Below are 23352 nucleotides of genomic sequence, written 5' to 3'. Positions count from 1 at the left end.
GTCACGCCTGCACGACGGTGAAGTCCACCGAGTGCCAGCCGGTGGCGCCGTCCGGGACGCTACCCACCCGATCCGCCGTTTGCGTGGCTCCGGTGTTGTCGGTGGCGCGCACGGTGATCGTATGCTTCCCAGGGCTTTTCGCCTGCCAGGCAAAGCGCCACAACCGCCAGGTGTCGTTCGAATAACTCGCGCCCTGCTCGGCGGGCTGCCAGACCCCGTCGTCGATGAGGACCTCGACCCCCCGCACGCCGCGATTCTGCGCCCACGCGACGCCGCCGAAGACCACGGGCCCCGTCGGCACCTGCTGACCATCCTTCGGCACGTCGATCCGCGACTGGGTCTTGACGGGCGCGCGCGGCGCCCAGCCCTGCCGCGTCCAGTACGCCTTCGCCTTGTCGAAGCGGGTCAGCTCCAAGTCGACGACCCACTTGGTCGCCGACACGTAACCGTAGAGCCCGGGAACCACCAGCCGGGCGGGATAGCCGTGCTCGATCGGAAGCGGTTGACCGTTGAGGCCGACCGCCAGGAGCGCGGCGCGGCCGTCGGTGAGCGCCTGAACGGGCGTCCCGGCGGTGAACCCGTCGATCGACGTCGAGAGCACCATATCTGCGTCTTTATGCACGCCGGCCGCGGCCAGCAGGTCGGCCAGGCGGTAGCCCGTCCAGACCCCGGTCGAAATCAGGTTTCCGCCAACGGGATTCGACACGCAGGTCAGCGTCGTCACCGTTTCGACGACGTCGAAGCGGGCCAAGTCGTCAAAGCTGTAGGTGGTTTCGCGGTCCACCTTGCCGTGGATGCGCAGCCGCCAGTCGCCGCGGCTGAGCTGGGGAACGGTCAGCGCGGTGTCCACGCGGTAGAAGTCGGCGCTGGGGGTGATAAAGCTCGGCAGCGCAACGCCGTTCGGCTGCACGTCGGCGGGTATCGGTGGCGCCGGTGTGCGCGGGCGGGGAAGCGCGAAGCCGGTGCGGTCGCCGGCCACCGAATGCACCAACCGCGTGATGACCGCACCCGCCACGCCGCTCACCACTCCGAATCCGAGCAATCCCAGCATGACCAGCCTGCGCCTGCCGGCGTCCGGCGCGTCGTCGGCGGCCGAGCCGTCCAAGCCCGACCAGATCCGACGGGTCAGCAAACGAAGGGTCGCCACGCCGCAGACGGCGCCGACCAGCGTCGGGATCGTGTCGACGGCCGTCGCGCCCGGCCGTGACAGGACCGCGAGGCATCCGAGGACGCCCGCCGCCCCGATCGTGGCGCTCCCGACCGGGCGGCGCGGGGTCTCGAGGCTCCCGGCGATGGCGGCGATCGTGGCGATCGCCACCAGAACCACGACGGCCACGAAGGGCTTGTCCAGCGAGCCGAGGGTCTGAATGCCCCACTCTTTGACGGGCCCCGGTGTCACGTCGACGGCAACCGCGCCGATCGCGGCGCGCGCATCGGCCTGCGCGCCGAATGGAATGCCCACCAGCTGCGCCACCCCGAGCGAAACGGACGCGGCGGCGACGCCTGCGATCATCCGCTCATTCGAGGGGGCGACGGCCATCGAGCCACTCTACCCGCGTTCGCCGCCCCATCGGGAGCCGCAAACACCTTGCCGTGCAGGAAAACCGGTGAACCGGCCGCACGGCTAGTCTAGAAACAGCCGAGATATCCTTTTGGGCTTGCAGATATGAAAAAAGTGATTTAGCCTCCGACACCCTGACCATCCGCTTATCTTGGGCTTTTGTAGGCCCGGGGGACGCATGGGAGCGTAAGACTTGACCGCGATCCGCCGAACGATCCGTTCGTCGATCCCGGTTGTCTCGGCCAAGCCGGAGTGGGGGGCGCTGCGGGCTCCGGATGTCTTCTTGCGCTTGGGGTTTGGTGACGCGCCATGACGCGCGCGACGGCGGCCGAACAGATCGACAGCGAAAACCCGTGGCCGGGGCTCGAGTCGTTTGAGGAATACGCACACGCGTTCTTCCACGGGCGTGGCCATGAGTCGACCACACTGCTGAGCTGCGTTCTCGACGCTCCGGTCACCCTGTTGTACGGACGGTCCGGTGTCGGCAAGACATCGTTGCTGCGGGCGGGGCTGTTCCCGTTGCTGCGCGACAACCATTTTCTGCCGGTTTACGTGCGCTTCGACCTCGCGCCGGGCGCTGCGCCCCTCGCTCACCAATTGCGTCAATCGGTCTACGGCTCGATTCGGGCCGATGTGCCCGATCCGGTGCTGCCGCCCTCGGGGGATGAATCGCTTTCGGAATATCTGCATCGCGACGACTTCGAAATCCGAAGCGAGCGGGGCGAGCCGCTGACGCCGGTGATCGTCCTCGATCAGTTCGAGGAACTCTGTGCACCCGCTCAGCGGGTTGCGGACCTCGTTCGGGACTTCAGAAATGAGTTCGGTGAGCTGGCCGAGCCGAAGGGCAATTACAAGTTACTGATCTGCCTGCGGGAGGAATCTGTTCCCGACCTCGACGAGTGGCGCCAGGCCATCCCCTCGCTCGGGCAGTCGCGGGTGCGCCTGTTGCCCATGGGGACAAGCGAGGCAGTCGATGCGGTGTACAAACCGGCCGAAGAGATGATGCCCCGTTCGCTGGCACGCCGGGTGGTGGGCATCGTCGCGGGCGAGGACCTGCACCGGGTCCGCGGCGGCCCGTTTGCCGATGTCGATCATCCCGGCGACGACTTCGATGCCGTGGAGGTGGAACCCGCGCTGCTCAGCCTGTTCTGCCGCGAGCTCAACGAGGAGCGCAAGCGGCGCGGGCAGAGCCACTTCGACGATCTGCTGGTCCAGGACGCCAGGCGGGACATCCTGTCGAACTACTACCTGGCCTGCGTGGGCGATCTTTCCCCGCGCGTCGCGCAGTTCATCGAGTCCGAGCTCATCACCGAGAAGGGTTTCCGCGACAGCTATGTCCGCGAGGAGGCCGTGCCTTCGCGGCTCACCGAGGACGAACTGACCCGGTTGATCGCCTCGCGGCTGCTCCGGCTCGAGGAGCGCTACGGTGCGCAGCGCATCGAACTCAGCCACGATGTGCTCACCGACGCGGTGCGCGAACACCGAGACCGGCGGCGCACGGGAAAGACCAAGGCGGCGTTGGCATCCCGCGCCGACGGCGAGCAAGCCGGACTGGAAGCCGTCCAGCGGCGCGCGGCCGCGCTGCGGAAACGCTTACAGATCCTCGCCGCCGCGTTGGCGGTCACCGCCGTCGTCGCTCTCGTCGCCGTGATGCTCGGTGTGCAGGCCGTCCAAGCGCGACACGAGGCGCAGGTCCAGCTGCACCAGAAGCTGCTCACCCAGCGGCAGATTCTCATCGGCGAGGCGCAGGACATGCTGGCCGGCACCCAGCCCGGCGGGGACGCGCGGGCCTTCCAGCAAATCCTCGCCGCGCGCGCCCTGCTCACCCCCGCCGACGACGGCCCGCTCTACACCGCGGTGGCCCAACGAGCCAGCACCCTCAAAATCATCACCGGGCACACCGGCGCGGTGAACGGCGTGGCGTTCAGCCCCGACGGGCGCCGGCTTGCCAGCGTGGGCCTCGACAAGACGGTGCGGGTCTGGAACGCCGAGACCGGCCAACCGGTCGGCGCCGCGATGACGGGTCACCAGGACAACGTGATCGGCGTGGCGTTCAGCCCCGACGGGCGCCGGGTGGCTTCCGCGAGCATGGACAAGACGGTCCGGATCTGGGACGCCGAGACGGGCCACCAGGTCGGCGCCCCGCTGCGCGATCACACCGGTTCGGTGCTCGGAGTGGCGTTCAGTCCGGACGGGAACTGGCTGGCCAGCGCGAGCAGTGACCGCACCGTGCAGCTGTGGGATGCCCGGGCCGGATACGCGCCCGGTCCCCGGCTCGTCGGTCACACGGGCTCGGTGGTCGGTGTGGCGTACAGCCCCGACGGGCGGCTGCTGGCGACCGCGAGCGACGACCAGACCGTGCGCCTGTGGGACGCCCGGACCGGCCAACCGGTCGGCGCCCCCCTGGTCGGCCACATCGGCCCGGTGCTCAGCGTGGCGTTCAGCCCCGACGGGCACCGGCTGGCTTCGGCGAGCATGGATACGACGGTCCGGATATGGGATGCCGACACAGGGCAACCGGTGGGTGCGCCGCTCACCGGTCATACCGGGCCGGTGCAGAGCGTGGCGTTCGACCCCGCCGGACACCGGCTGGCCAGCGCGAGCGCTGACCAGACCGTGCGGCTGTGGGACGCCGACGCCGGCCACGACCGGGGCCCATTGCTCGTCGGCCACAGCGGCATCGTGAACGGGGTGGTGTTCAGCGCCGACGGGCACCGGCTGGCGACCGCCAGCAGCGACGCCACGGTCCGGCTGTGGGACGCCGGCCTGCCGTTCGGCGCACCCATGGTCGGCCACACCAGCAAAGTGAACAGCGTGGCGTTCAGCCCCGACGGCCACCGCCTCGCCTCGGCCAGCGACGACCAGACGGTGCGGCTGTGGGACGCCGGGACCGGGCAACCGGTCGGCGCGCCCCTGCGCGGCCACGCCGGCAACGTGAACACCGTGGCGTTCAGTCCCGACGGGCGTCGCGTCGCCTCGGCCGGTGACGATCAGACGGTGCGGCTGTGGGACGCGGGAACCGGCCAACCGGTCGGCGCGCCCCTCATCGGCCACACCGGCCCCGTGCTCAGCGTGGCGTTCAGCCCCGACGGCCGCCAGCTGGCGTCGGCCGGGGACGACCAGACGGTGCGGCTCTGGGACGCCGCCACCGGCAAGTCGATCGCCCTCACCGGCCACACCCGCCGGGTGGACAGCGTGGTGTTCAGTCCCGACGGCCGCCGGCTGGCTTCGGCCAGTGTCGACCAGACGGTGCGGCTCTGGGATGCGGGCACCGGCCGATCGCTCGCCGTCCTCGCCGACCACGCCGGCCCGGTGTTCGGCGTGGCGTTCAGCCCGGACGGGCGCCGGTTGGCCACCGCGAGCGGCGACCAGACGGTGCGTTTGTGGGACGCGGGAACCGGACAACCGGTCGGCGACCCCCTGAGAGGAACCGGCGACACCGTGAACGCCGTGGCCTTCAGCCCCAACGGACGACGGCTGGCCACCGCGGAAAGCGAAGGCACGCTGCAGCTTTGGGACGCCACGACGGGCCAACCGTTCGGCGCCTACCTCGAGGGCCACACCGGCCCGGTGCTCAGCGTGGCATTCAGCCCCGACGGGCAACGGCTGGCCTCCGCAGGCGCCGACACCACCGTGCGGCTGTGGCCGGCGGACGCGTCGCCGGAGATGTTGTGCGCCAAGCTGACCTCGAACATGAGCCGCCAGCAGTGGCGCGATTGGGTGTCGCCCGACATGGGCTACGTCAAGCTGTGCCCCGGACTGCCGATCGCGGGTAGCGGCTAGTTCGGCACGGGGTGCCGGACGAACGTCCGCGGCTGGGTGAACGCCCGGATCCCGTCGACGCCGAGCTCACGGCCGAGGCCCGACTGGCCGCAGCCGCCGAACGGCAGCCGCGGGTCCTGCGCGGCCAACCCGTGGCAGTTGACGCTGACCGTGCCCGCGACGAGCTGGCTCGTGATCCGGTCGGCGAGCGCGTCGTCGCCGGTCCAGACCGACGCGGTGAGGCCGAATTCCGTTGCGTTGGCGGCGGTTACGGCCTCCTCGATCTCGTCGTAGCCGAAGATCGGCAGCACCGGGCCGAACTGCTCCTCGGTGGCCAGCCGCGAATCCGGGGCGAGGTCGGTGACGACGGTCGGCAGCGCGAAGTAGCCACCGGCGTCGACGTCGGCCGCGCGGATCCGACCCGCCGTGCGAACGCAAGCGCCCCGGGCCGCGGCGTCGTCGACCAGCGCGGCGACCCGGTCGCGCCCGGCGGCGGTGTGCAGCGGGCCGAGCGTGGTCTCGTCGGCGAGGCCGTCGCCGATCACCTCGCGCTCGCAGCGCGCGAGCACCGCGTCGGCGAGCTCGCCGACCTTGTCGGCGGGCGCGTACAGCCGCTTGATCGCCATGCAGACCTGGCCGCCGGTGGTGTAGGTCGCCGTGACCAGCCGCTCCACCAGCTCGTCGGTGACCTCGATGTCCGAAGCGATGATCGCGGCGTCGTTGCCGCCGAGCTCGAGCAGCACCGGGGTGAGGCGCGCCGCGGCGGCCGCCATCACGGCGCGCCCGGTGGCGACGCCGCCGGTCAGCGAGATCAGGTCGATTCCCGGGTGGGTCACCAGCGCCTGGGCCAGCTCGCTGCCCGGTCCGGACAGGACGTTCACCACGCCCGGCGGCAGCGCCGCGGCCACCGCCCCGGCGAGCTGCAGCGCCGCCAGCGGACAACTCGGCGGCACCTTGACGACGGCGGTGTTGCCCGCCGTCAGCGCCGACGCCAGCTTCGTCATCGTCAGCGCCAGTGGCCAGTTGAACGGCAGCACCAGCGCGGCTACGCCGTACGGCTCCCGGTGCAGCCGCGGATAAAGGGAGCCGGGGTCGACCTGCTCAGGCGCCAGCGCCGCCTCGGCCATCGACCCGATCAGCGCGGCGAGGCCGGGCCCGGTGCTGATCTCGAAGTTCGCCTCGGTGAGCACCTTGCCGTGCTCGCGGGTGTAAAGCCGCGCGCCGTCGCGGGCGGCCAGCTGTTCGGCGGCGGTGGCTGCGGCGACCGAGATGGCGGCGACCCGCTCGGCGACGCCGAGCGCCCGCCAGTCCGGGGCGGCGCGCGGCGCCGCCGACACCGCGGCGTCCAGTTGTGCGCGGTCGGCGGCGGGCGCGTGGCCGACGAGCTCGGCCGGGCGGGCCGGGTTGTGTACGGGGTAGGTGCCGGCGGCGCCTTCCTGCGGCTTGCCGCCGATCGTCAAGACCGAATCCGTCGCCGGCGCTTTGTGGACCGTGGTTGTCATCGTCCGTCTCCCTTGACCCGGTGCGGTTGTCCCGCCATCGTAGGTCGCTATGACGCCGATCACATTTTTGGTCCGATGAAGGCGGTCGTGCTGCGCGAGGTCGGACAGCCGACGGCGGTGGAGGACCTCGCGCTGCGACCGCTGGGTGGCCACGAGGTTCGGGTGCGGCTGCACGCCAGCGGGGTGTGCCACAGCGATCTGTCGTTGCGCGACGGGGCGATACCGACGCTGCTGCCATCGACGCTCGGGCACGAGGGCGCGGGGATTATCGCCGAGGTCGGCGGCGAGGTCACCACCGTCAGCCCGGGGGACCATGTGGTGTTGACGTGGAACGTGCCGTGCCGCTCCTGTCCACATTGCCTGCGCGGCGAGGCCCAGCTGTGCGTGCACGGCTACGACCACGCCTACGGCGGCCCGTACGCCGAGGGCGCCGGCGCCCCGGTGTGGCCGGGAATGGGCGTCGGCTCGCTGGCCGAGGAAACGCTGCTGCCGGCCGCGGCGGTCGTGCCCGTCGACGAGTCGCTGCCGCTCGATCTCGCGGCGCTGCTGGGCTGCGGCGTGACCACCGGGGTCGGTGCGGTGATGCGCACCGCGGCCGTGCGCCCGGGGGAGAGCGTGCTCGTAATCGGTTGCGGCGGTGTGGGTTTGGCCGCCATCCAAGGCGCGCGGCTGGCCGGCGCGGCGCCGATCATCGCCGCCGACCGGGCCGCCGGTCAGCTTCCCGCCGCGGTGGCCAACGGGGCAACCGACACCATCGACGCCAGCGAGTCCGACGTCGTCGCCGCGGTGCGCGACCTCACCGGGGGCCTCGGCGTCGACCACGGGATCGAGGTGGTGGGCAAGCCGGCCACGATGTGCCTGGCCTACGAGGCCACCCGCCGCGGCGGCAAGGTGACCCTGGTGGGCGCCGCCGGGATCGCCGAGGAGGTGACGTTTCCCGCACTGTCGTTGATGGCCGACGGCAAGACGATCCAGGGCAGCGTCTACGGCGCCAGCGACCCCGCGCGCGACATCCCGGTGCTGGCCGCGCTGGCCCAACGCGGCAAGCTCGACCTCGAAGCGTTGGTGACGCGGCGGATCGGGATCGACGACGTCGAGGCGGCGTTCACCGACATGTCCGCCGGGCGAGGGGCGCGCAGCGTGGTGTGCTTCGCGTAATCCTCAGGGCGACAGCGTGATTGCCTGTTCGGGGCAGTTCTGCTCACCTGTTTTGGCCTGCGCCTCGAGCTCGCCCGAGACCTCCTCGACGCGCACCACGCAGTGACCTACCTCGTCGGCGTCGAAGACGTCGGGCGCCAGGGTGTAGCAGCGGCCGTGCCCCGTGCAAAGGTCGGGGTCGACGATGACGCGACTCATGACGGCGGGAAGACCAATGGCAGCGACTCCACCGACCGCAGCGCGGCGGTATAGGTCAGCTGCGTGCCGGGCTTGACCTCGTAATCCGGGATGCGGCGGTGGAATTCGCGCAGTGCCACCCGCAGCTCCATGCGGGCGAGGTGGGATCCCAGGCAGCGGTGCGGGCCACCGCCGAACGCGCGGTGTCGGTTCGGGCTGCGGCTGAAATCCACCAGCTCGGGGTCGGGGAACTCGGCGGGGTCGGTGTTGGCCGCGCCGAGCAGCGGGCTGATCCGTTCGCCCTTGCTGATCGGACACCCGCCCACCTCGGTGTCCTGGATGCAGACGCGGGCCACGCCCGGCACGGGCGTCTCCCAGCGCAACAGTTCCTCGATGGCGCTCGGCAGGATGTCGGGCTGCTCGACGAGTTGGCGACGGTGCTCGGGGTGACGGGCCAGGAACACGAAGAAACAGTCCAGGGAATCCGTCACGGTGTCGAGCCCGGCGATCAGGAACAGGATGCAGATGTCGAGCAGCTCCTCGCGTGTCAGCGGTTTGCCCTCCACGTTGGCCGCGATCATGGCGGACAGCACGTCGTCGCGCGGGCTGGCGATGTGGTCGTCGATGGCACGGTCGAAGTACTCGTAGATCTGTTGCGCCGTTGGGGCACTGGACTCGTGGCGGCGGTCGAAGCCGGAGTCGCCCTCCGGCCGGATGATGCCGTCCTTCCACTCCAGGAACTGGTCGAGATCCTCCAGCGGCAGGCCGAGCAATTGCAGGAAGACGGTGCAGGGGAGGGGAACGGCGAACTCTTCGTGGAAGTCGCATTCGCCGCGAGGGGCGAAGCGGTCGATCATCTCGTTGACCAGCGCGCTGACGAGGGGTTCGCGCCGGGCCATCTCCCGCGGGGTGAACAGCGGGTCCAGGACGCGGCGGTATTTCGCGTGATCGGGCGGGTCGATTTGCAACGGGATCATCGGTCGGACGTTGCCGAGGTCCACGGCGTCCATGTTCGACGAGAACAACTCGGTGTGTTTGAGGGCCATCTCGATGTCGGACAGGCGACTGAGAACCCACGCCGACGGCGACCGGAAAACCGGGGTGGTTTCGCGCAACGCCTTGTACATCGGCTGCGGGTCAGCGAGACCCGCGAACGCCTGATCGACATACCCTTCGGTTTCTGTCATGAGGTTCAATGTGACACCAACATCGTTATTTAGGCAATGATTAGGTAATTGCGGAGATCGCCGAATGCCGCTGGTCAGCAGATTCTGCAGCGAGTACCGTGGACCGTCGCGGACGAGTTGGCCGGGCGGCCGCGGCTCGCATGTCGAGTCGAGGAAAGTCCGGACTTCACAGAGCAGGGTGATTGCTAACGGCAATCCGAGGTGACTCGCGGGAAAGTGCCACAGAAAACAAACCGCCACCCTCGCGGTGGTAAGGGTGAAACGGTGCGGTAAGAGCGCACCAGCATTCCGGGTGACCGGAGTGGCTAGGCAAACCCCACCCGAAGCAAGGCCAAGAAGGCCGCATCGAAAGGTGCGGCCGCGCAGGCGTCCGAGGGTTGCTCGCCCGAGCCTGCGGGTAGGCCGCTCGAGGCACCCGGCAACGGTGTGTCCAGATGGATGGTCGCCGCCCCGCCGCCGTTGCTTATGCCGCGGCGGCGGGGAACAGAATCCGGCTTACAGGCCAACTCGTCCGCCCACCTGCCGATGTGCATGGTCAGGGGTTCGTGCTGTTCAGCAGGCGGGCGTAGTAGTGGAGAGTGTGGCGTTAGCGAGCAGCGATGTCAGAAGAAGTTCGAACGCTCGATCGTCCAACGGAATTGGGACGCTTGAGGAGTCGCTCTCGTGGGCGGTCTGCATCTGCTGTGCTGCGTTGTGCTTTTGCGCCAGTCTCGCGAGGAGTACCGATCCCCGGACGAGTTCGGACACCGCTGAGTAGGTGTCGCGAGCTGTCTGCTCGGGCAGACCGCCTTCGATCATGCTGGTTATCGCCTTTTGCGTTTCCTGTTCGCCGAGCCGTCGAGCCAGGGGGCTTAATGCGCCTCGAATGAGTATCAGATCTGTCAACACCGGATCGCGGAGGAACGTCTGGCGCACACCGCGTGCGTGTGCCGCCAATGACGAGCGCCAATCCCCCGACTCGGCGAAGGCGGGCAATCCGCTGTCGCGCAGCGCGCGGTTGGTCATGGCGTCGAGAAGCTCGGATTTATTGCGGACGTGCCAGTAGATGCTGGTGACGCCGACGTTCAGCGACTTGGCGACCAGTGGGATGCTCAGGTCTTCGATGGAGGAGTCTGCCGCTATGGCGAAGGCCGCCTCGACGATTGCGTCTTTGGTCAGTGAGCCTCGCGCTCGCCGGCCTGATTGTCGCTGTGGCTTCACAGTCTGCACCGGTCGTCGTCGATCGCGAAGTCGTACGGGCCGTAGTACAGCACATCGATTTTCGGTTTGGTCATGTGAGTCGCCGTGCGTGCCGCGTGACGATCGAGGGGCCGGCAAGCGGCGTTTCGAGAAGGCCCGGCGGCGCATCGATGACGGCCGGGATCGCGTTGACGGCTGCCATGGCGGTTGCCGCCACGCCGGGGTTGGTGGCGTCGCCCGGTGCCGGGTCAAGACGGAGATCCAGGGTCATATTGGGGTTTCCCTCGACGCGAAACACCATGCCGCCTTGTCCCGGTTGTGCTGGACGCGGCCAGGTTTCGGGCCAGGGAGTGGACGTCACCGTCGCGAAGTATTGAACCGACGCCACCGGGCGATCGTCGTGGATCGCGGCCAGCTGCCAGCGATGTGCGCAGATCGTGTTCTCCGGGATCACACCCAGTGCCGTGTCGAGGTCGGTCGGGGCGAGGATCGTTTCCCAATCCAACGCCACTCTCTCGGTCTCCACACCTAGCGTGTCGGCGATGTAGCGCACGACTGGTTCCCAATCATTGTTCACCTTGCCAACCGCAATGCGGATGGGAACGTGGCCGTCGGGCTTTCCGAAACCCATCGACTCGTGCAGGACCTCCCAGATCGGGTACGCCAGATCGAGGTCGAGGGCGTACTCGTCCATGCGGTAGGAGTCGACCACACCGGCGCCGGACAGCAACGCGGTGGGCAGGTTGAGGCTCACGAAGCCGGGTTCACATCCCGTTGCATAGAAGGTCGCGTTGCCTTTTCGTGCAGCCTGTTCAATCGGATCACGCCATTTCGCTGGGGCCGCTGCGGGATACACCATTGGGATCGCAGAGATGCTGACGACATTGACGCCGGCTTCCAGGTAGCCGACGATGTCGGCGATCACCTCGTCCTCACGCCGAACGGCGGTCGCGCAGTAGGCGATGCACTCCGGCTTGGCGCCCAGCACCGTCGCCACGTCATCTGTCGCCGCGATTCCCACATCGGGGCGGCCACACAGTTGGCCGGCGTCGGTGCCAATTTTGTCCGGTGAGGACACCTTGAGCCCCACTAGATCCAGTGCGGGGTCGTCGATGATCGCACGCAGCGCCACGCTGCCCGTCATGCCGGTGCCGACGTGAACCACACGACGCTTGGCGGTGGCAGGAGAAGGAGTCATAGGCGTTGCCTTTCATGGGAAACGGTGTCGGGCCGGACCTACCGAGTGGTCGATCGGATGGTTGTCAACGCGTCGGCACGTGGCTTACTGTAGGCAACACTAGTAAGAATTACCAGTACGTCGTTCAGTTCAGCAAGCGGCGATCGAAGGGTGCGACGCAGGTGCCGAGGCGGACCATCGTCATCACCGGGGCGAGCGATGGTGTGGGCGCGGCAGTGGCGCGCCGGCTTGCTGCTGATGGCAATGAAGTCGTCGTCGTGGGCCGTTCGCCGGCTAAGACCAAGTCGATCGCCGACGAACTTGGCGTGGATTGCGCGTGTGCGGATTTTTACGACCTCGCGCAGGTTCGCTCCCTCGCGTATGAGCTTCGCGCTCGGTATCCGCGAATCGACGTGCTGGCCAACAATGCCGGAACCGTGTATCACGGCGATGGTCCGACCGCCGACGGGCACAATGGTGTGCTGCAGGTCAACTATCTCGCGGCGTTTCTCCTCACGATGTCGTTGATGGACGTGTTGATCGCCTCGAAAGCGCGGATCATCTGCACGTCGAGTTCGTCGCAACGCTTGGTTCGTCCAGGCGTCTCCGTGGACGACCTACTGTGCGCGAAGCCTGTGCGGCCGACGATCGCCTATGGGCTATCCAAGATCGCTTTGGTGATGTTTGGTCGCGAATTACACCGCCGCTACAGCGAATTCGGTGTATCGGCCGCCTCGTTCCACCCCGGATTCGTCAACAGCAATTTCGGGCCGGCGTCCGGCTCCCGTGTCCTCAAGATCATGGAACGGATGCACGCCGAACGCCTCGTAGGCATCACCCCGGAAGCGGCGTGCGATCAGCTGGTATGGCTGGCTTCCGATGACGGCAACGGCGTCGATCCCGCCGGCGAGTACTTCGTAAAACGGCGTGTCGGCCGTGCGCATCGGATGACCTATGACCTGCAACGCGCGCGAGAGTTATGGGAGCGAACGTCCGCGATGGTGAAATGCGATACCTAGCAGTGCTTGGTCATCCGGGCGACTTCGCGAAGAAGCGCCAAACCCGTCCGCAGACGCTTTGCGCCTAACGCACCGCCTTGGCGAGTTTGCGCAGCGCGTCGTCGAGTTGCTGGCGGCACCGCTCGGCGAGGTCGGCCTCCTGCTGGTACAGCAGCCCATAGGTGAAGGTGTCCTCGCCGGCGGTGTGCGCGGCTTCGGCCTGATGACCCAGGTGCTCGCGGCTGACGACGCTGTCCTGATGATCGCCCAGCAGCGTCTGGATGACCTTCGCCTGCTCGGACACCTGCGTGGCGCCCGTGGCTGCGGCGGTGTAGCGAAGCCGCTTGGCGCGCTTGCGAATTCGATGCAGGGCCAAATCGCGTTCGCGCTCGTCGCCGGGGTCCACCTGCGCGGCGGCCTTCGCGGCCTTGCGGACCTTGCGGTAGGCGGCATCCAGGGTCACCGGCGCCGGTTCCTCGCCCGGGACGGCCGCCGGAGCTTCGGCCACCCACGCGTCGAGGGCGTCGAGCAGCCGAAAATACCGCTGCGAGCGCATCGCGATCAGCGACCGCCGCAGCCCGGTCTGGTAGCGGCGCCGCGCCCCGTCGACGAGGCGTTCGCGGATGCGTCCGCGCACGAGCTCGGCCGGCAGCTTGTCCAACGCCTGCTGGTAGCGCTCGGCCAACACCTCGGCGTCGCGGGCCGCGCCCAGCACGTTGCCGAGCTCGCGGAGCTCGTCGAGGATCCACGCGTTCTCAGACAACCCGAACGAGTCGCCGGAGTCGGCCAGCAGGCTGCGGATCTTGCGGATGGTCACCCGCATCTGGTGCACGGCGTCGTACGCGTCGGCGCGCACCGCGCGATCCCACACCAGCAGCTCGCCGACCTGCTCGGCCACCGCCCGGTGCACCGGGTCGGCGGGCTGGGCCGCGTCGTCGGGTTGCGCCGTCGTGCCGAGCACGCGGGCCAGCTTGGAGGCGTGGCCGGCGGGCGCGGCGCCGGCATCCAGCAGCCGGTTGCTCAGCCGGCTCAGCAGCTCGGTGTCGGTGGCGCCGTTGCCCTCGGCGAGCTCGAGTTCCCACTCGCGCCACTCCTGTTCGGCGGGTTGCGCGTCGGAGTCCCCGGCCGCCCACGCGGTCACGTGGTCGTTGCTGAACTCCGCCAGCGCCGCCCCGTCCGCGCCGTAGAGCACCTGGGTTTCGCGTTCGGTACTGATCCGCGCGACGGGTTGGAGCGGGCGCTCGCGGACGATGGCCAGCACCACGTCCCGCAGCTCGTCCGGCACGGTGTCCGGCTCCGACGCGTCCAGCGGCGCGCGGACCTCGGTGCGGGCCTCCGGGCCGGACGGCAACTTGAGGTGCCAGCCCGCGTCGTGACCGCCGGTGCGGCGGCGCAGGGTGATCTTGTTCCGGGCCAGGTCCTGCGTCGGCGTGTCGAAGTACGTCGCGTCCAGCGATTCGACCGGCGACTTGTCGACATGGGCGACCGCGGCGATGCCTTCGAACGACGGTGACACCGTGGACTCCACGACGTCGAACTTGCGCTCCACCTCCACATGACGCGAGGTTTTCGGCGCTTTTACAGGCATTCTCGGCTCCATTGAGGCGGGGTGGTGGGCAACCCATAGGGTGCCATATCGCGGTGCTACTGGTTGAGATGCATCGCTCCGCCGGTCAGCTGACGAATCGTCTGGATTTCGCTTTCCTGAAACGGCCGCCCGTCGGCTTGTAACAGGTCGTGGAACCACACGTCCGGAATCGCCGCGTATGGATGATCCCACGAGTCCCAGGGGAAGTACGTCTGGGTCTTGCCCGCGACGAGTCCCCAGTTGATGGCACCGACCTTGTGGCGCTTGGCAATTGGCAGGATGTCCGCGACGGTGCTGCCCAGCGGCCGGGCCAGGTACTCGGTGCAGACGATCGGCCGGTCCTGCGAGGCGAGCTCGTTGATGCGGTTCTCGAAGCCGGCCGGCTCGCCGTAGGAGTGGAACGTGAGGAAGTCGGAGTTGTCGAGCTGGATCGCGGCGATCGCGCTGGTGCTTCCGGCGTCGGGCCATTCGCCCTGCCACACCGCGCTCGTCAACGGTTGCACGGGATCGACCGAACGGGCCCACCCGAACACCTGCGGCAGCAGGTCGGCGACGAGTTGCTCCTTGTCCGGCCGCTCGACCGACGCGTAGTGATGCGAGGGATTGTCCGGCTCGTTCCACAGGTCCCAACCCAAAACCCGGTCGTCGTTGCGGAATTGGGTCAGCACCCCCGTCACGTACGCGCGCATGGTGTCGAGGTAGCCGCGGTCGCCGAGGCGGTCAGCGCCCGGACCCTGCACCCAGCCCGAGTTGTGGACGCCGGGCGTGGGGGCGCGCTGCGGCCCGAGGTTGGGGAAGGGGTCCCAGCAGGAGTCGAACAAGACGAACAGCGGCTTGATGCCGCGGTTGGCGGCGATGGCGACGAACTGGGCCAGGCGCGCTTGGAAGCCGCGCTGGTCCTGGGTCCAGAGCTGGTCGTGCAGGAACACCCGCACGGCGTTGAACCCGGCGGACCGGGCCCAGCCCAACTCGACGTGGATGCGCAGCGGGTCGAAGGTGTCGGGCTGGAACATCTCCAGCTGGTTGATCGCGTTCGACGTGACGTAGTTGGCGCCGACCAGCCAGCCCTGCGCCCGGTACCAGCGGTCGGCGCGCTCGGTCGACCACCGACTCGACTCCGGCGGCGCAGGGGCCGGCTGCGCGGCGGCGCGGGGCACTCGCGTCAGGGCGGCGCCGCCCGCCAGTAGCAGCGGTAACGCCAAGACCGTTCGGCGGTGCACGAGGCCACCACGATTGCTGCCGACGATTTCTTCAGCCCCGCTCACGAACCCCGATCGCCCATAGCAGCAACCCTACCAGCGGTGGCACACAAGAGGTTTCAGCAATCTCCGGCGTGACCGGGGCCGCCGCTTCGAGCGGGGGAAAAGGCGGCCGGCGCGCGTTGCGGCTAAGCGGCCGTCAGAAGCAGTGCTCCTCGGCGGGGAAGGTGCCAGCGGCCACCTCTTGCGCGTATTGCGTTGCGGCCTTTCGCAATTCGGCCCCGATGTCGGCGAACCGCTTGACGAAGCGCGGCGGCTTGCCCCCGCTCAGGCCGGCCATGTCCTGCCAGACCAGGACCTGGGCGTCGCAGTTGGGACCGGCCCCGATCCCGATGGTCGGGATGGTGAGCTTGCCGGTGATCTGCGTGGCCAACTCGGCGGGCACCATCTCCATCACGACGGAGAACGCGCCGGCCTCGGCGACGGCGATCGCGTCGTGCACCGTCTGCTCCGCGGCGTCGCCGCGGCCCTGCACCTTGAAGCCGCCCAGGCTGTTCACGCTTTGCGGCGTGAAGCCGATGTGGGCCATCACGGGGATGCCCGCCGCGGTCAGGCAGGCGATCTGGTCGGCCACCCGCTCGCCGCCCTCGAGCTTGACGGCGTGCGCGCCGGCTTCCTTCATGAACCGGGTCGCGGCGGCCGGCGCGGCGGCCGGGCCGGCCTCGTAGCTGCCGAACGGCAGGTCGGCGACGACCATCGCGCGCTGGGCGCCGCGCGCCACGCCGCGCACCAGCGGGATGAGTTCGTCGATCGAGACCGGCACCGTGGTGTCGTAGCCGTACACCACGTTGGCGGCCGAATCACCGACCAGCAGCACCGGGATGCCGGCGTCGTCGAAGATCCGGGCGGTCGAGTAGTCGTAGGCCGTGAGCATCGCCCACTTGTGGCCTTCGGCCTTCATTTTCTGCAGGTGGTGGGTGCGAATCCGGGTCGGCGGCTTGGCTTGCGCGGACGGATTGGCACCATAAGGATTCTGCTCAGACATCATTGTCCCTGGTAGTGGTCGGATCGATCCTCGTGGCCATTCAGGTCCCCGGGTTCGCTGACTCCCGCCATTCTGCCATCTTGGGTGCGCGGTTGCACCGCCCGTGTGGTGTGAGTCATACCATTCTCCGCATGCAGCGGCTCAGCGGTCTCGACGCCAGTTTCCTGTATCTCGAGACCGCCGCGCAGCCCATGCATGTTTGCTCGATCATCGAGGTGGACACGTCGACGATGCCGGGTGGCTACACCTTCGACCGGCTGCGCGACGCGCTGATGCTGCGCCTGAAGGCGATGCCGCAGTTCCGCGAAAAGCTCGCCGACAGCGCGCTGAACCTCGACCACCCGGTGTGGGTGGACGACGAGAGCTTCGACGTGGACCGCCACCTGCACCGCATCGGATTGCCGCCGCCGGGCGGCCGCAGCGAGTTGTCGGAAATCTGCGGGCACATCGCGTCGCTGCCGCTGGACCGAAGCCGGCCGCTGTGGGAGATGTGGGTCATCGAGGGCGTGGCGGGCGCCGATTCCGATCGGCTGGCGGTGATGACCAAGGTGCACCACTGCGGGGTGGACGGGGTGACGGGCGCGAACCTGATGTCGCAGCTGTGCGCCACCGAGGCCGACGCGCCCGCGCCGGATCCGGTGGACGGTGTCGGCGGCGCCAGCGGATGGCAGATCGCCGCGGGCGGGTTGGTCCGGTTCGCCAGCCGGCCGCTGCGGCTGGCCAACGTGGTGCCCCAGACCGTGTCGTCGGTGGTCGCGACGGTGCGCAAGGCCGTCGAGGGCCAGGCGATGGCGCGTCCGTTCGCCGCGCCGCGGACCGCGTTCAACGCCTCCATCACCGGCCGCCGCAACATTGCGTACGCGCAGCTGGACCTCGGGGACGTCAAGACGGTGAAGAACCACTTTGGCGTCAAGGTCAACGACGTCGTGATGGCCCTGGTATCCGGGGTGCTGCGCCAGTACCTGGCCGATCGCGACGCGTTGCCCGACTCGTCGCTGGTGGCCTCGGTGCCGGTGTCGGTGCACGGGAAGTCGGATCGCCCGGGCCGCAACCAGGTTTCGGCCATGTTCTCCAGCCTGCACACCGAGATCGCCGATCCCGTCGAACGCCTCAAGGCCATCGCTGAGGCGAATTCCCTTGCCAAGGAACACAGTTCGGCCATCGGCGCCTCGCTGCTGCAGGACTGGACGCAGTTCGCCGCGCCGGCGGTGTTCGGCGTCGCGATGCGGCTGTACGCCCGGACCCGGCTGACCGAGACCATGCCGGTGCACAACCTGGTGGTCTCCAACGTTCCGGGCCCGCAGGAGCCGCTGTACTTCCTGGGCTGCGAGGTCAAGGCGATGTATCCGCTGGGCCCGATCTTCCACGGCTCGGGGCTCAACATCACCGTGATGTCGCTGAACGGGACACTGGACGTCGGGCTGATCTCGTGCCCGGAGTTGCTGCCGGACCTGTGGGAGATGGCCGACGACTTCGCGGTGGCGATGGAAGAACTGCTCGCGGCCGTCGGCTAGTTCGCCGCCGGAGGCGCTCATCAGAATCTCAGGTTGGCTCTGGCAGCATATGTGGGCATGGGGTTGACTCGCCGCGACAAGGTCGCGCGCACGCTGCTGATCTGGATGGCGCTCGCCGCCGTGGCGATGCTGCTCGGCGGCTGCCTTCGCGTTGTCGGCGGGCGCGCCGTCATGGCGGGGCCCAAGCTGGGGCAGGCGGTCGAATGGACGCCGTGCCGCTCGTCCAACCCCAAGGCCAAGATCCCCAGCGGCGCGATGTGCGGCAGGCTGGCCGTGCCCGTCGACTACAACCACCTCGACGGCGACGTGGCGACGCTGGCGATGGTGCGGTTTCCGGCGACGGGGGACAAGATCGGCTCGCTGGTGATCAATCCCGGCGGCCCCGGCGAGTCCGGCATCGACGCGGCGCTGAGCGTCGTCCAGACGTTGCCCAAGCGCATCCGTGAGCGCTTCGATCTGGTCGGTTTCGACCCCCGCGGGGTCGGGTCGTCGCGGCCGGCCATCTGGTGCAACTCCGACGCCGACAACGACCGGCTGCGCACCGAGCCGAACGTCGACTACAGCCCGGCCGGCGTGGCCCACATGGAGGACGAGACCAAGCAGTTCGTCGGCCGCTGCGTCGACAAGATGGGCAATAACTTCCTGGCGAACGTGGGCACCGTCAACGTCGCCCGCGACCTGGACGCCATTCGCGCGGCGCTGGGCGACGACAAGCTGACCTACCTCGGTTACTCGTACGGCACGCGGATCGGCTCGGCCTACGCGGAGGCCTACCCCACCAAGGTGCGGGCGATGATCCTCGACGGCGCCGTCGACCCCAACGCCGACCAGATCGAGGCGGATCTGCGCCAGGCCAAGGGATTCCAGGACGCGTTCAACGACTTCGCCACCGAGTGCGCCAAGCAGCCGACGTGCCCGCTGGGCACCGACCCGGCCAAGGCCGTCGCCGTCTACCACAGCCTGGTCGACCCGATGGTGGACCCGAACAACGAGATGGTCGGCAGGCCGATACCCACCAAGGACCCGCGCGGGTTGAGTTATGCCGACGCCATCGTGGGCACCATCATGGCGCTGTACTCGCCGTCGCTGTGGCACCACCTGACCGACGGCCTGTCCGAGTTGGTCGACCACCGCGGCGACACCATGCTGGCGCTGGCCGACATGTACATGCGCCGCGACCCGAAGGGGCATTACACGAACGCCACCGACGCCCGGGTGGCGATCAATTGCGTTGACCAGCCGCCGATTACGGACCGCGCCAAGGTGATCGACGAGGACCGCCGGTCACGCGAGATCGCCCCGTTCATGAGCTACGGGCAGTTCACCGGCGACGCCCCGCTGGGCACCTGCGCGTTCTGGCCGGTGCCGCCGACCAGCAAGCCGCACGCCATCACGGCGCCCGGCCTGGCGCCGACGGTGGTGGTGTCGACCACGCACGACCCGGCGACTCCCTACAAGGCCGGCGTCGACCTGGCGCAGGAGCTGCGCGGCTCGCTGCTGACCTTCGACGGCACCCAGCACACCGTCGTCTTCCAGGGCGACAGCTGCATCGACGACTACGTGACGGAGTACCTGATCGGCGGCGACACGCCGCCGAGCGGCGCCAAGTGCTAGGGCTGTTGCGGCGCCGAGACTGCGCTCAGCGCGAAAAATCTGGCGTTTTAAAGCGCTGAGTGCAGTCTCGACGGACTAGTGGCGCCGAGCGTGCAGTGGACCGTGAATGTGAACTGGCGGTTTTGGGTGTGCGCCTAGGGTGCGGTTTCGGCAATTTTCCCGCCCTGGGCTCACATGGAACGCCCACGATTCACACCCAACGGCCGAAGACGCGGAGTAGCGGCGACGCGCCGAGGCGAGATCAAGCCGTGACCATTTCGCGTTCGGACGGGTATTCGGTGCTGCAAATATTGACAGCCATGTCGCGCCTGAGACCGCTGAGCTCGGCGCTGCTGTCGTTCGGGATTTTGGTTGCGGGACAACCAGTGTTGGAACTGCCGGTGGCCGGCGCGACCCCGGAGCCGGGTGCGGGCCAGACGCCGACCCCGGCGCCGCCGGCCGCGGCGGCGCGTCCGCAGAACTGGGGCGGCTGCAGCCAATTCCTGACCGACACCAGCGACGTCCCCACCGCCCAGTGCACCACCGTGTCGGTGCCCGTCGACTACGCCAATCCGGGCGGCGCGCAGGCCAAGCTGGCGGTGATCCGGGTGCCCGCGACGGGCCGGCGGATGGGATCGCTGTTGATCAACCCGGGCGGCCCGGGAGCGTCCGCGGTCGACATGGTCGCCGGCATGGCATCGGACCTGGAGAGCAGCGAGATCACCCGCAACTTCGATCTGGTGGGGTTCGACCCTCGAGGGGTGGGCCACTCGACCCCGCAGTTGCGGTGCCGCAGCGACGCCGACTTCGACGCGTTCCGGCGCGAACCGATGGTCGATTACAGCCTCACCGGCGTGGCGCACATCGAGCAGCTCAACCAGCACCTGGCCCAGCAATGCGTCAGCCGGATGGGCAACGCCTTTTTGGCCAACGCCGGCACCGCATCCGTCGCGCGCGACATGGACATGGTCCGCCAGGCGCTGGGCGACGAGCAGATCAACTACCTCGGCTACAGCTACGGCACCGAGCTGGGCACCGACTACCTCGAGGCGTTCGGCGATCACGTGCGGGCGATGGTGCTCGACGGCGCCATCGACCCGACCGTGGACCCGGTCACCGAGAACATCAACCAAATGGCCGGATTCCAAACGGCTTTCAACGACTACGCGACCGACTGCGCCCGCTCGGCCGGGTGCCCGCTGGGCACCGATCCGGCTCAGTTCGTCAACCGATACCACGCCCTGGTCGACCCGCTGGTCGCCAAGCCGGGCCGGACGTCGGACCCGCGCGGGCTGAGCTACGCCGACGCCACCACCGGCACCATCAACGCGCTGTACACCCCGGCGCACTGGAAGTACCTGACCAGTGGGCTGCTCGGGCTGCAGCGCGGCACCGACGCCGGCGACCTGCTGATGCTGGCCGACGATTACGAAGGCCGCGACAAGAACGGGCACTACAGCAACGACCAGGACGCGTTCAACGCGGTGCGTTGCGTCGACGCGCCGACGCCGACGGATTCGGCGACCTGGGTCGCCGCCGATCAGAAGATGCGCCAGGTCGCCCCGTTCTTGAGCTACGGGCAGTTCACCGGAAACGCGCCGCGCGACCTGTGCGCGCTGTGGCCGGTCCCCGCCACCTCCCGGCCGCACGCCGCGGCGCCCGTCGCGCCCGGCAAGGCCGTCGTCGTCTCCACGACGCACGACCCGGCCACCCCGTACCAGGCCGGCGTGAACCTGGCCCGGCAGCTCGGCGCGCCGCTGATCAGCTACGACGGCACCCAGCACACCGCCGTGTTCAACGGCGACCAGTGCGTGGACACCGCGGTGGTGCGCTACTTCGTCGCGGGCGCACTGCCGCCGGCTTCATTGCGCTGCCGGCCCTGAGCCAAACCTCGGGCTTCCCCTCGGGGCTCCTGCTACGTTGCATGAACCTGACGGATGGAGGACCGCCGGGCTAGTGACAACCGGGGCTAGCTGGTAGGTGGACCGACATGTCGTTCGTAGTCGCGGCCCCGGAGACGATGGCGGCGGCCGCATCCGAGTTGGCCGGCATCGAGGCGGCGCTCGGCGCGGCCCGCGCGGCGGCCGTCTCGACGACGGGCGTGCTGCCCGCGGCGGAGGATGAGGTGTCGGCGGCCGCCGCGGCGCTGTTCTCCGCCCACGGCCAGTACTTCCAGGGGCTCGGTGCACAGGCGGCGGCATTTCACGACCAGTTCATGCGGACGTTGCGGGGCGCGGCGGCCGGCTATACGGCGGCCGAGGCGGCGAATGCTTCGCCGCTGCAAGCCGTTTGGCAAGAGGTGCGGGGGGCGATCAACGCGCCCACGGAATTGTTGTTGAGGACCCCGTTGATCGGCAACGGCACCAATGGGGCGCAGGGGACCGGGCAGGCCGGCGGGCCGGGCGGGATCTTGTGGGGCAACGGCGGTGACGGCGGGTCCGGCCTGCCGGGGCAGCCCGGCGGCCGAGGCGGTAACGCCGGACTGTTCGGCAACGGCGGCCACGGCGGCGCCGGCGGGGCCGGCGCAACCGGCGGCGTCGGGGGCGCGGGCGGGACAGGAGGCGTCCTCTTCGGCAATGGCGGTGTCGGCGGCACCGGGGGCGCCGGCCTTGCGGGCGGTTTCGGTGGAGCAGGCGGCCCCGGCGGTGCGGGCATCGGGCTGCTGAGCATGGGCGGCAACGGCGGTGTGGGCGGGGTCGGCGGCACCGGTGTGGCGGGCACCGCAGGCTCTGTCAACGGCGGAGACGGCGGGGCCGGCGGCGTCGGCGGCGCCGGCGGCGCGGGCTCGGGCTTGTTCGGTGAAGGGGGCACCGGCGGCGCCGGTGGCGAGGGCGGCACCGGCGGCTCGACCAGCTTCAGCGGCGGCGCCGGCGGCACCGGCGGGGCCGGCGGGGCCGGCGGTACCGGTTTCAACGGCGGCCATGGCGGCAACGGCGGTGCTGGCGGTCAGGGCGTCCTCACCACCAACACCGCTGGCGCCATCGCCGGCGGCGGTGGTGGCGGTGGCGGCGTGGGGGGCAGCGGCCAGCTGGGCGGCCTGTTCGTTACCGGCGGCGTGGGCGGCGCCGCCGGAGCCGGGGGTCAAGGCGGCGGCGCGGAAATCATCGATCCCACCCTCGGCCTCGACCTCACCAGCAGCGGCGGCGCCGGAGGCCAAGGGGGCGGCCCCAACCTGCTGATCCAGGGCGGCACCGGGGGCGGAGGCGGAGGCGGTGCGGCCGTCAACATCGGGGCCACCACGATCACCGGCGGCAACGGGGGCAATGGAGCGGGTCCCGGCGTCTTCGTCCTCAACGGCGGCGTCGGCGGCACCGTCACCGGGTCCAACGCCGCCGCCGTGGACGCCGCCGGCGGCGGTGGCGGCGGTGGTGGCATCGGCGTCGCCAACGTCGGCGGCAGCGGCGGCACCGGCGGTGGCGTCGACGGCGGAACCGGCGGCAGCGGCGGTCCCGGCGGCGTCGGTGGCGTCGGCGGCAGCGGCGGCGGCAACGGGCACAGCGGCACCGGAAGCGGCGGCGCCACCGGTGGCGCCGGCGGCGTCGGCGACGTCCTCGCCGGCGGCGGCGGTGGTGGCGGTGGGGGCAGCGCCGCCGTCATAACCGCCGGGAACGGCACCGCCACCGGCGGCCGCGGCGGCACCGGTCTCTAGCGCCCGAATCGAGATCGGTAGCAGCACCGCAACGGTTCTGAGCGGGCGTCGGTAACACAAAAT

General features: G+C 69.5%; 16 protein-coding genes and 1 other RNA gene. 8 read left to right on the top strand and 9 right to left on the bottom strand.

Annotation, left to right across the window (positions count from 1 at the left end):
- Position 1: 1 nt before the first annotated feature.
- On the bottom strand, positions 2-1540 hold the full coding sequence (locus tag A9X00_RS22440; protein ID WP_067158522.1) for a molybdopterin-dependent oxidoreductase: 1539 nt from the start codon (positions 1538-1540) through the stop codon (positions 2-4).
- A 330-nt stretch (positions 1541-1870) separates the two neighbouring features.
- Between A9X00_RS22440 and A9X00_RS22435 the strand changes: the two genes are divergently transcribed.
- On the top strand, positions 1871-5344 hold the full coding sequence (locus tag A9X00_RS22435; protein WP_067158520.1) for a WD40 repeat domain-containing protein: 3474 nt from the start codon (positions 1871-1873) through the stop codon (positions 5342-5344).
- Here A9X00_RS22435 and A9X00_RS22430 read toward each other — a convergent pair.
- Positions 5341-6825, bottom strand: a complete 1485-nt coding sequence (locus A9X00_RS22430; RefSeq protein ID WP_067158518.1) for an aldehyde dehydrogenase family protein — start codon at positions 6823-6825, stop codon at positions 5341-5343. The genes A9X00_RS22435 and A9X00_RS22430 overlap by 4 nt on opposite strands.
- A 75-nt stretch (positions 6826-6900) precedes the next feature.
- Here A9X00_RS22430 and A9X00_RS22425 point away from each other — a divergent pair, with 75 nt between their 5' ends.
- Positions 6901-7983, top strand: coding sequence for a Zn-dependent alcohol dehydrogenase (locus tag A9X00_RS22425; RefSeq protein ID WP_067158516.1), 1083 nt, complete (start codon positions 6901-6903; stop codon positions 7981-7983).
- Positions 7984-7986: 3 nt separating this feature from the next.
- On the opposite strand, the gene A9X00_RS22420 is transcribed toward A9X00_RS22425, so the two are convergent.
- Together A9X00_RS22420 and A9X00_RS22415 are read right to left on the bottom strand one after the other, a co-directional pair.
- Positions 7987-8181 carry a ferredoxin gene (locus A9X00_RS22420; RefSeq protein ID WP_067158514.1) on the bottom strand — a complete coding sequence of 65 codons (195 nt, stop codon included), beginning with the start codon at positions 8179-8181 and terminating at the stop codon, positions 7987-7989.
- Positions 8178-9347, bottom strand: coding sequence for a cytochrome P450 (locus tag A9X00_RS22415; RefSeq protein ID WP_067158512.1), 1170 nt, complete (start codon positions 9345-9347; stop codon positions 8178-8180). Before A9X00_RS22415 ends, A9X00_RS22420 begins: the two co-directional genes overlap by 4 nt.
- Positions 9348-9460: 113 nt before the next feature.
- On the opposite strand from A9X00_RS22415, the gene rnpB reads away from it, so the two are divergent.
- Positions 9461-9861: RNase P RNA component class A (rnpB, locus tag A9X00_RS22410), an RNA gene on the top strand.
- A gap of 38 nt (positions 9862-9899) precedes the next feature.
- Here rnpB and A9X00_RS22405 read toward each other — a convergent pair.
- On the bottom strand, positions 9900-10556 hold the full coding sequence (locus A9X00_RS22405; RefSeq protein ID WP_067158510.1) for a TetR/AcrR family transcriptional regulator: 657 nt from the start codon (positions 10554-10556) through the stop codon (positions 9900-9902).
- 61 nt (positions 10557-10617) lie between these two features.
- Positions 10618-11541: a dihydrodipicolinate reductase gene (locus tag A9X00_RS22400; protein WP_067158581.1), complete on the bottom strand. Its 924-nt coding sequence runs from the start codon at positions 11539-11541 to the stop codon at positions 10618-10620.
- A gap of 344 nt (positions 11542-11885) precedes the next feature.
- On the opposite strand from A9X00_RS22400, the gene A9X00_RS22395 reads away from it, so the two are divergent.
- Positions 11886-12722 carry an SDR family NAD(P)-dependent oxidoreductase gene (locus tag A9X00_RS22395; RefSeq protein WP_067158508.1) on the top strand — a complete coding sequence of 279 codons (837 nt, stop codon included), beginning with the start codon at positions 11886-11888 and terminating at the stop codon, positions 12720-12722.
- Positions 12723-12786: 64 nt separating this feature from the next.
- Here A9X00_RS22395 and A9X00_RS22390 read toward each other — a convergent pair whose 3' ends face one another.
- From A9X00_RS22390 to panB, 3 genes are all read right to left on the bottom strand, one after another.
- Positions 12787-14289 (bottom strand): CYTH and CHAD domain-containing protein, encoded by a 1503-nt coding sequence (locus tag A9X00_RS22390; protein ID WP_067158506.1) that lies wholly within the window; start codon positions 14287-14289, stop codon positions 12787-12789.
- 56 nt (positions 14290-14345) lie between these two features.
- Positions 14346-15509, bottom strand: coding sequence for a cellulase family glycosylhydrolase (locus A9X00_RS22385; RefSeq protein WP_067158504.1), 1164 nt, complete (start codon positions 15507-15509; stop codon positions 14346-14348).
- A 178-nt stretch (positions 15510-15687) separates the two neighbouring features.
- Positions 15688-16533 (bottom strand): 3-methyl-2-oxobutanoate hydroxymethyltransferase, encoded by an 846-nt coding sequence (gene panB, locus A9X00_RS22380; protein WP_067158579.1) that lies wholly within the window; start codon positions 16531-16533, stop codon positions 15688-15690.
- A gap of 131 nt (positions 16534-16664) precedes the next feature.
- On the opposite strand from panB, the gene A9X00_RS22375 reads away from it, so the two are divergent.
- The 4 genes from A9X00_RS22375 to A9X00_RS22360 all read left to right on the top strand — a co-directional run bounded on the left by A9X00_RS22375 (position 16665) and on the right by A9X00_RS22360 (position 23289).
- Positions 16665-18047: a wax ester/triacylglycerol synthase family O-acyltransferase gene (locus tag A9X00_RS22375; protein ID WP_067158502.1), complete on the top strand. Its 1383-nt coding sequence runs from the start codon at positions 16665-16667 to the stop codon at positions 18045-18047.
- A 51-nt stretch (positions 18048-18098) separates the two neighbouring features.
- Positions 18099-19661 carry an alpha/beta hydrolase gene (locus A9X00_RS22370; protein ID WP_156772238.1) on the top strand — a complete coding sequence of 521 codons (1563 nt, stop codon included), beginning with the start codon at positions 18099-18101 and terminating at the stop codon, positions 19659-19661.
- A 290-nt stretch (positions 19662-19951) separates the two neighbouring features.
- On the top strand, positions 19952-21523 hold the full coding sequence (locus A9X00_RS22365; RefSeq protein WP_156772237.1) for an alpha/beta hydrolase: 1572 nt from the start codon (positions 19952-19954) through the stop codon (positions 21521-21523).
- A 107-nt stretch (positions 21524-21630) separates the two neighbouring features.
- Positions 21631-23289 carry a PE family protein gene (locus A9X00_RS22360; RefSeq protein ID WP_067158496.1) on the top strand — a complete coding sequence of 553 codons (1659 nt, stop codon included), beginning with the start codon at positions 21631-21633 and terminating at the stop codon, positions 23287-23289.
- The last annotated feature ends 63 nt before the right edge of the window (positions 23290-23352 follow it).

Origin of the sequence: Mycobacterium sp. 1245805.9, from assembly GCF_001672915.1 — a bacterium.
Lineage (GTDB): Bacteria > Actinomycetota > Actinomycetes > Mycobacteriales > Mycobacteriaceae > Mycobacterium.
Note: the sequence above shows the minus strand (reverse complement) of the source record. Positions and strands in the feature narration are given on the sequence as shown.

What these genes read in the sequence shown, in the direction of transcription:
- A9X00_RS22425 (WP_067158516.1), top strand. Translation starts at nt 6,901, where the DNA reads ATGAAGGCGGTCGTGCTGCGCGAGGTCGGACAGCCGACGGCGGTGGAG.
- A9X00_RS22390 (WP_067158506.1), bottom strand. Translation starts at nt 14,289, where the DNA reads ATGCCTGTAAAAGCGCCGAAAACCTCGCGTCATGTGGAGGTGGAGCGC.
- A9X00_RS22420 (WP_067158514.1), bottom strand. Translation starts at nt 8,181, where the DNA reads ATGAGTCGCGTCATCGTCGACCCCGACCTTTGCACGGGGCACGGCCGC.
- A9X00_RS22435 (WP_067158520.1), top strand. Translation starts at nt 1,871, where the DNA reads ATGACGCGCGCGACGGCGGCCGAACAGATCGACAGCGAAAACCCGTGG.
- A9X00_RS22415 (WP_067158512.1), bottom strand. Translation starts at nt 9,347, where the DNA reads ATGACAGAAACCGAAGGGTATGTCGATCAGGCGTTCGCGGGTCTCGCT.
- A9X00_RS22430 (WP_067158518.1), bottom strand. Translation starts at nt 6,825, where the DNA reads ATGACAACCACGGTCCACAAAGCGCCGGCGACGGATTCGGTCTTGACG.
- panB (WP_067158579.1), bottom strand. Translation starts at nt 16,533, where the DNA reads ATGTCTGAGCAGAATCCTTATGGTGCCAATCCGTCCGCGCAAGCCAAG.
- A9X00_RS22360 (WP_067158496.1), top strand. Translation starts at nt 21,631, where the DNA reads ATGTCGTTCGTAGTCGCGGCCCCGGAGACGATGGCGGCGGCCGCATCC.
- A9X00_RS22375 (WP_067158502.1), top strand. Translation starts at nt 16,665, where the DNA reads ATGCAGCGGCTCAGCGGTCTCGACGCCAGTTTCCTGTATCTCGAGACC.
- A9X00_RS22440 (WP_067158522.1), bottom strand. Translation starts at nt 1,540, where the DNA reads ATGGCCGTCGCCCCCTCGAATGAGCGGATGATCGCAGGCGTCGCCGCC.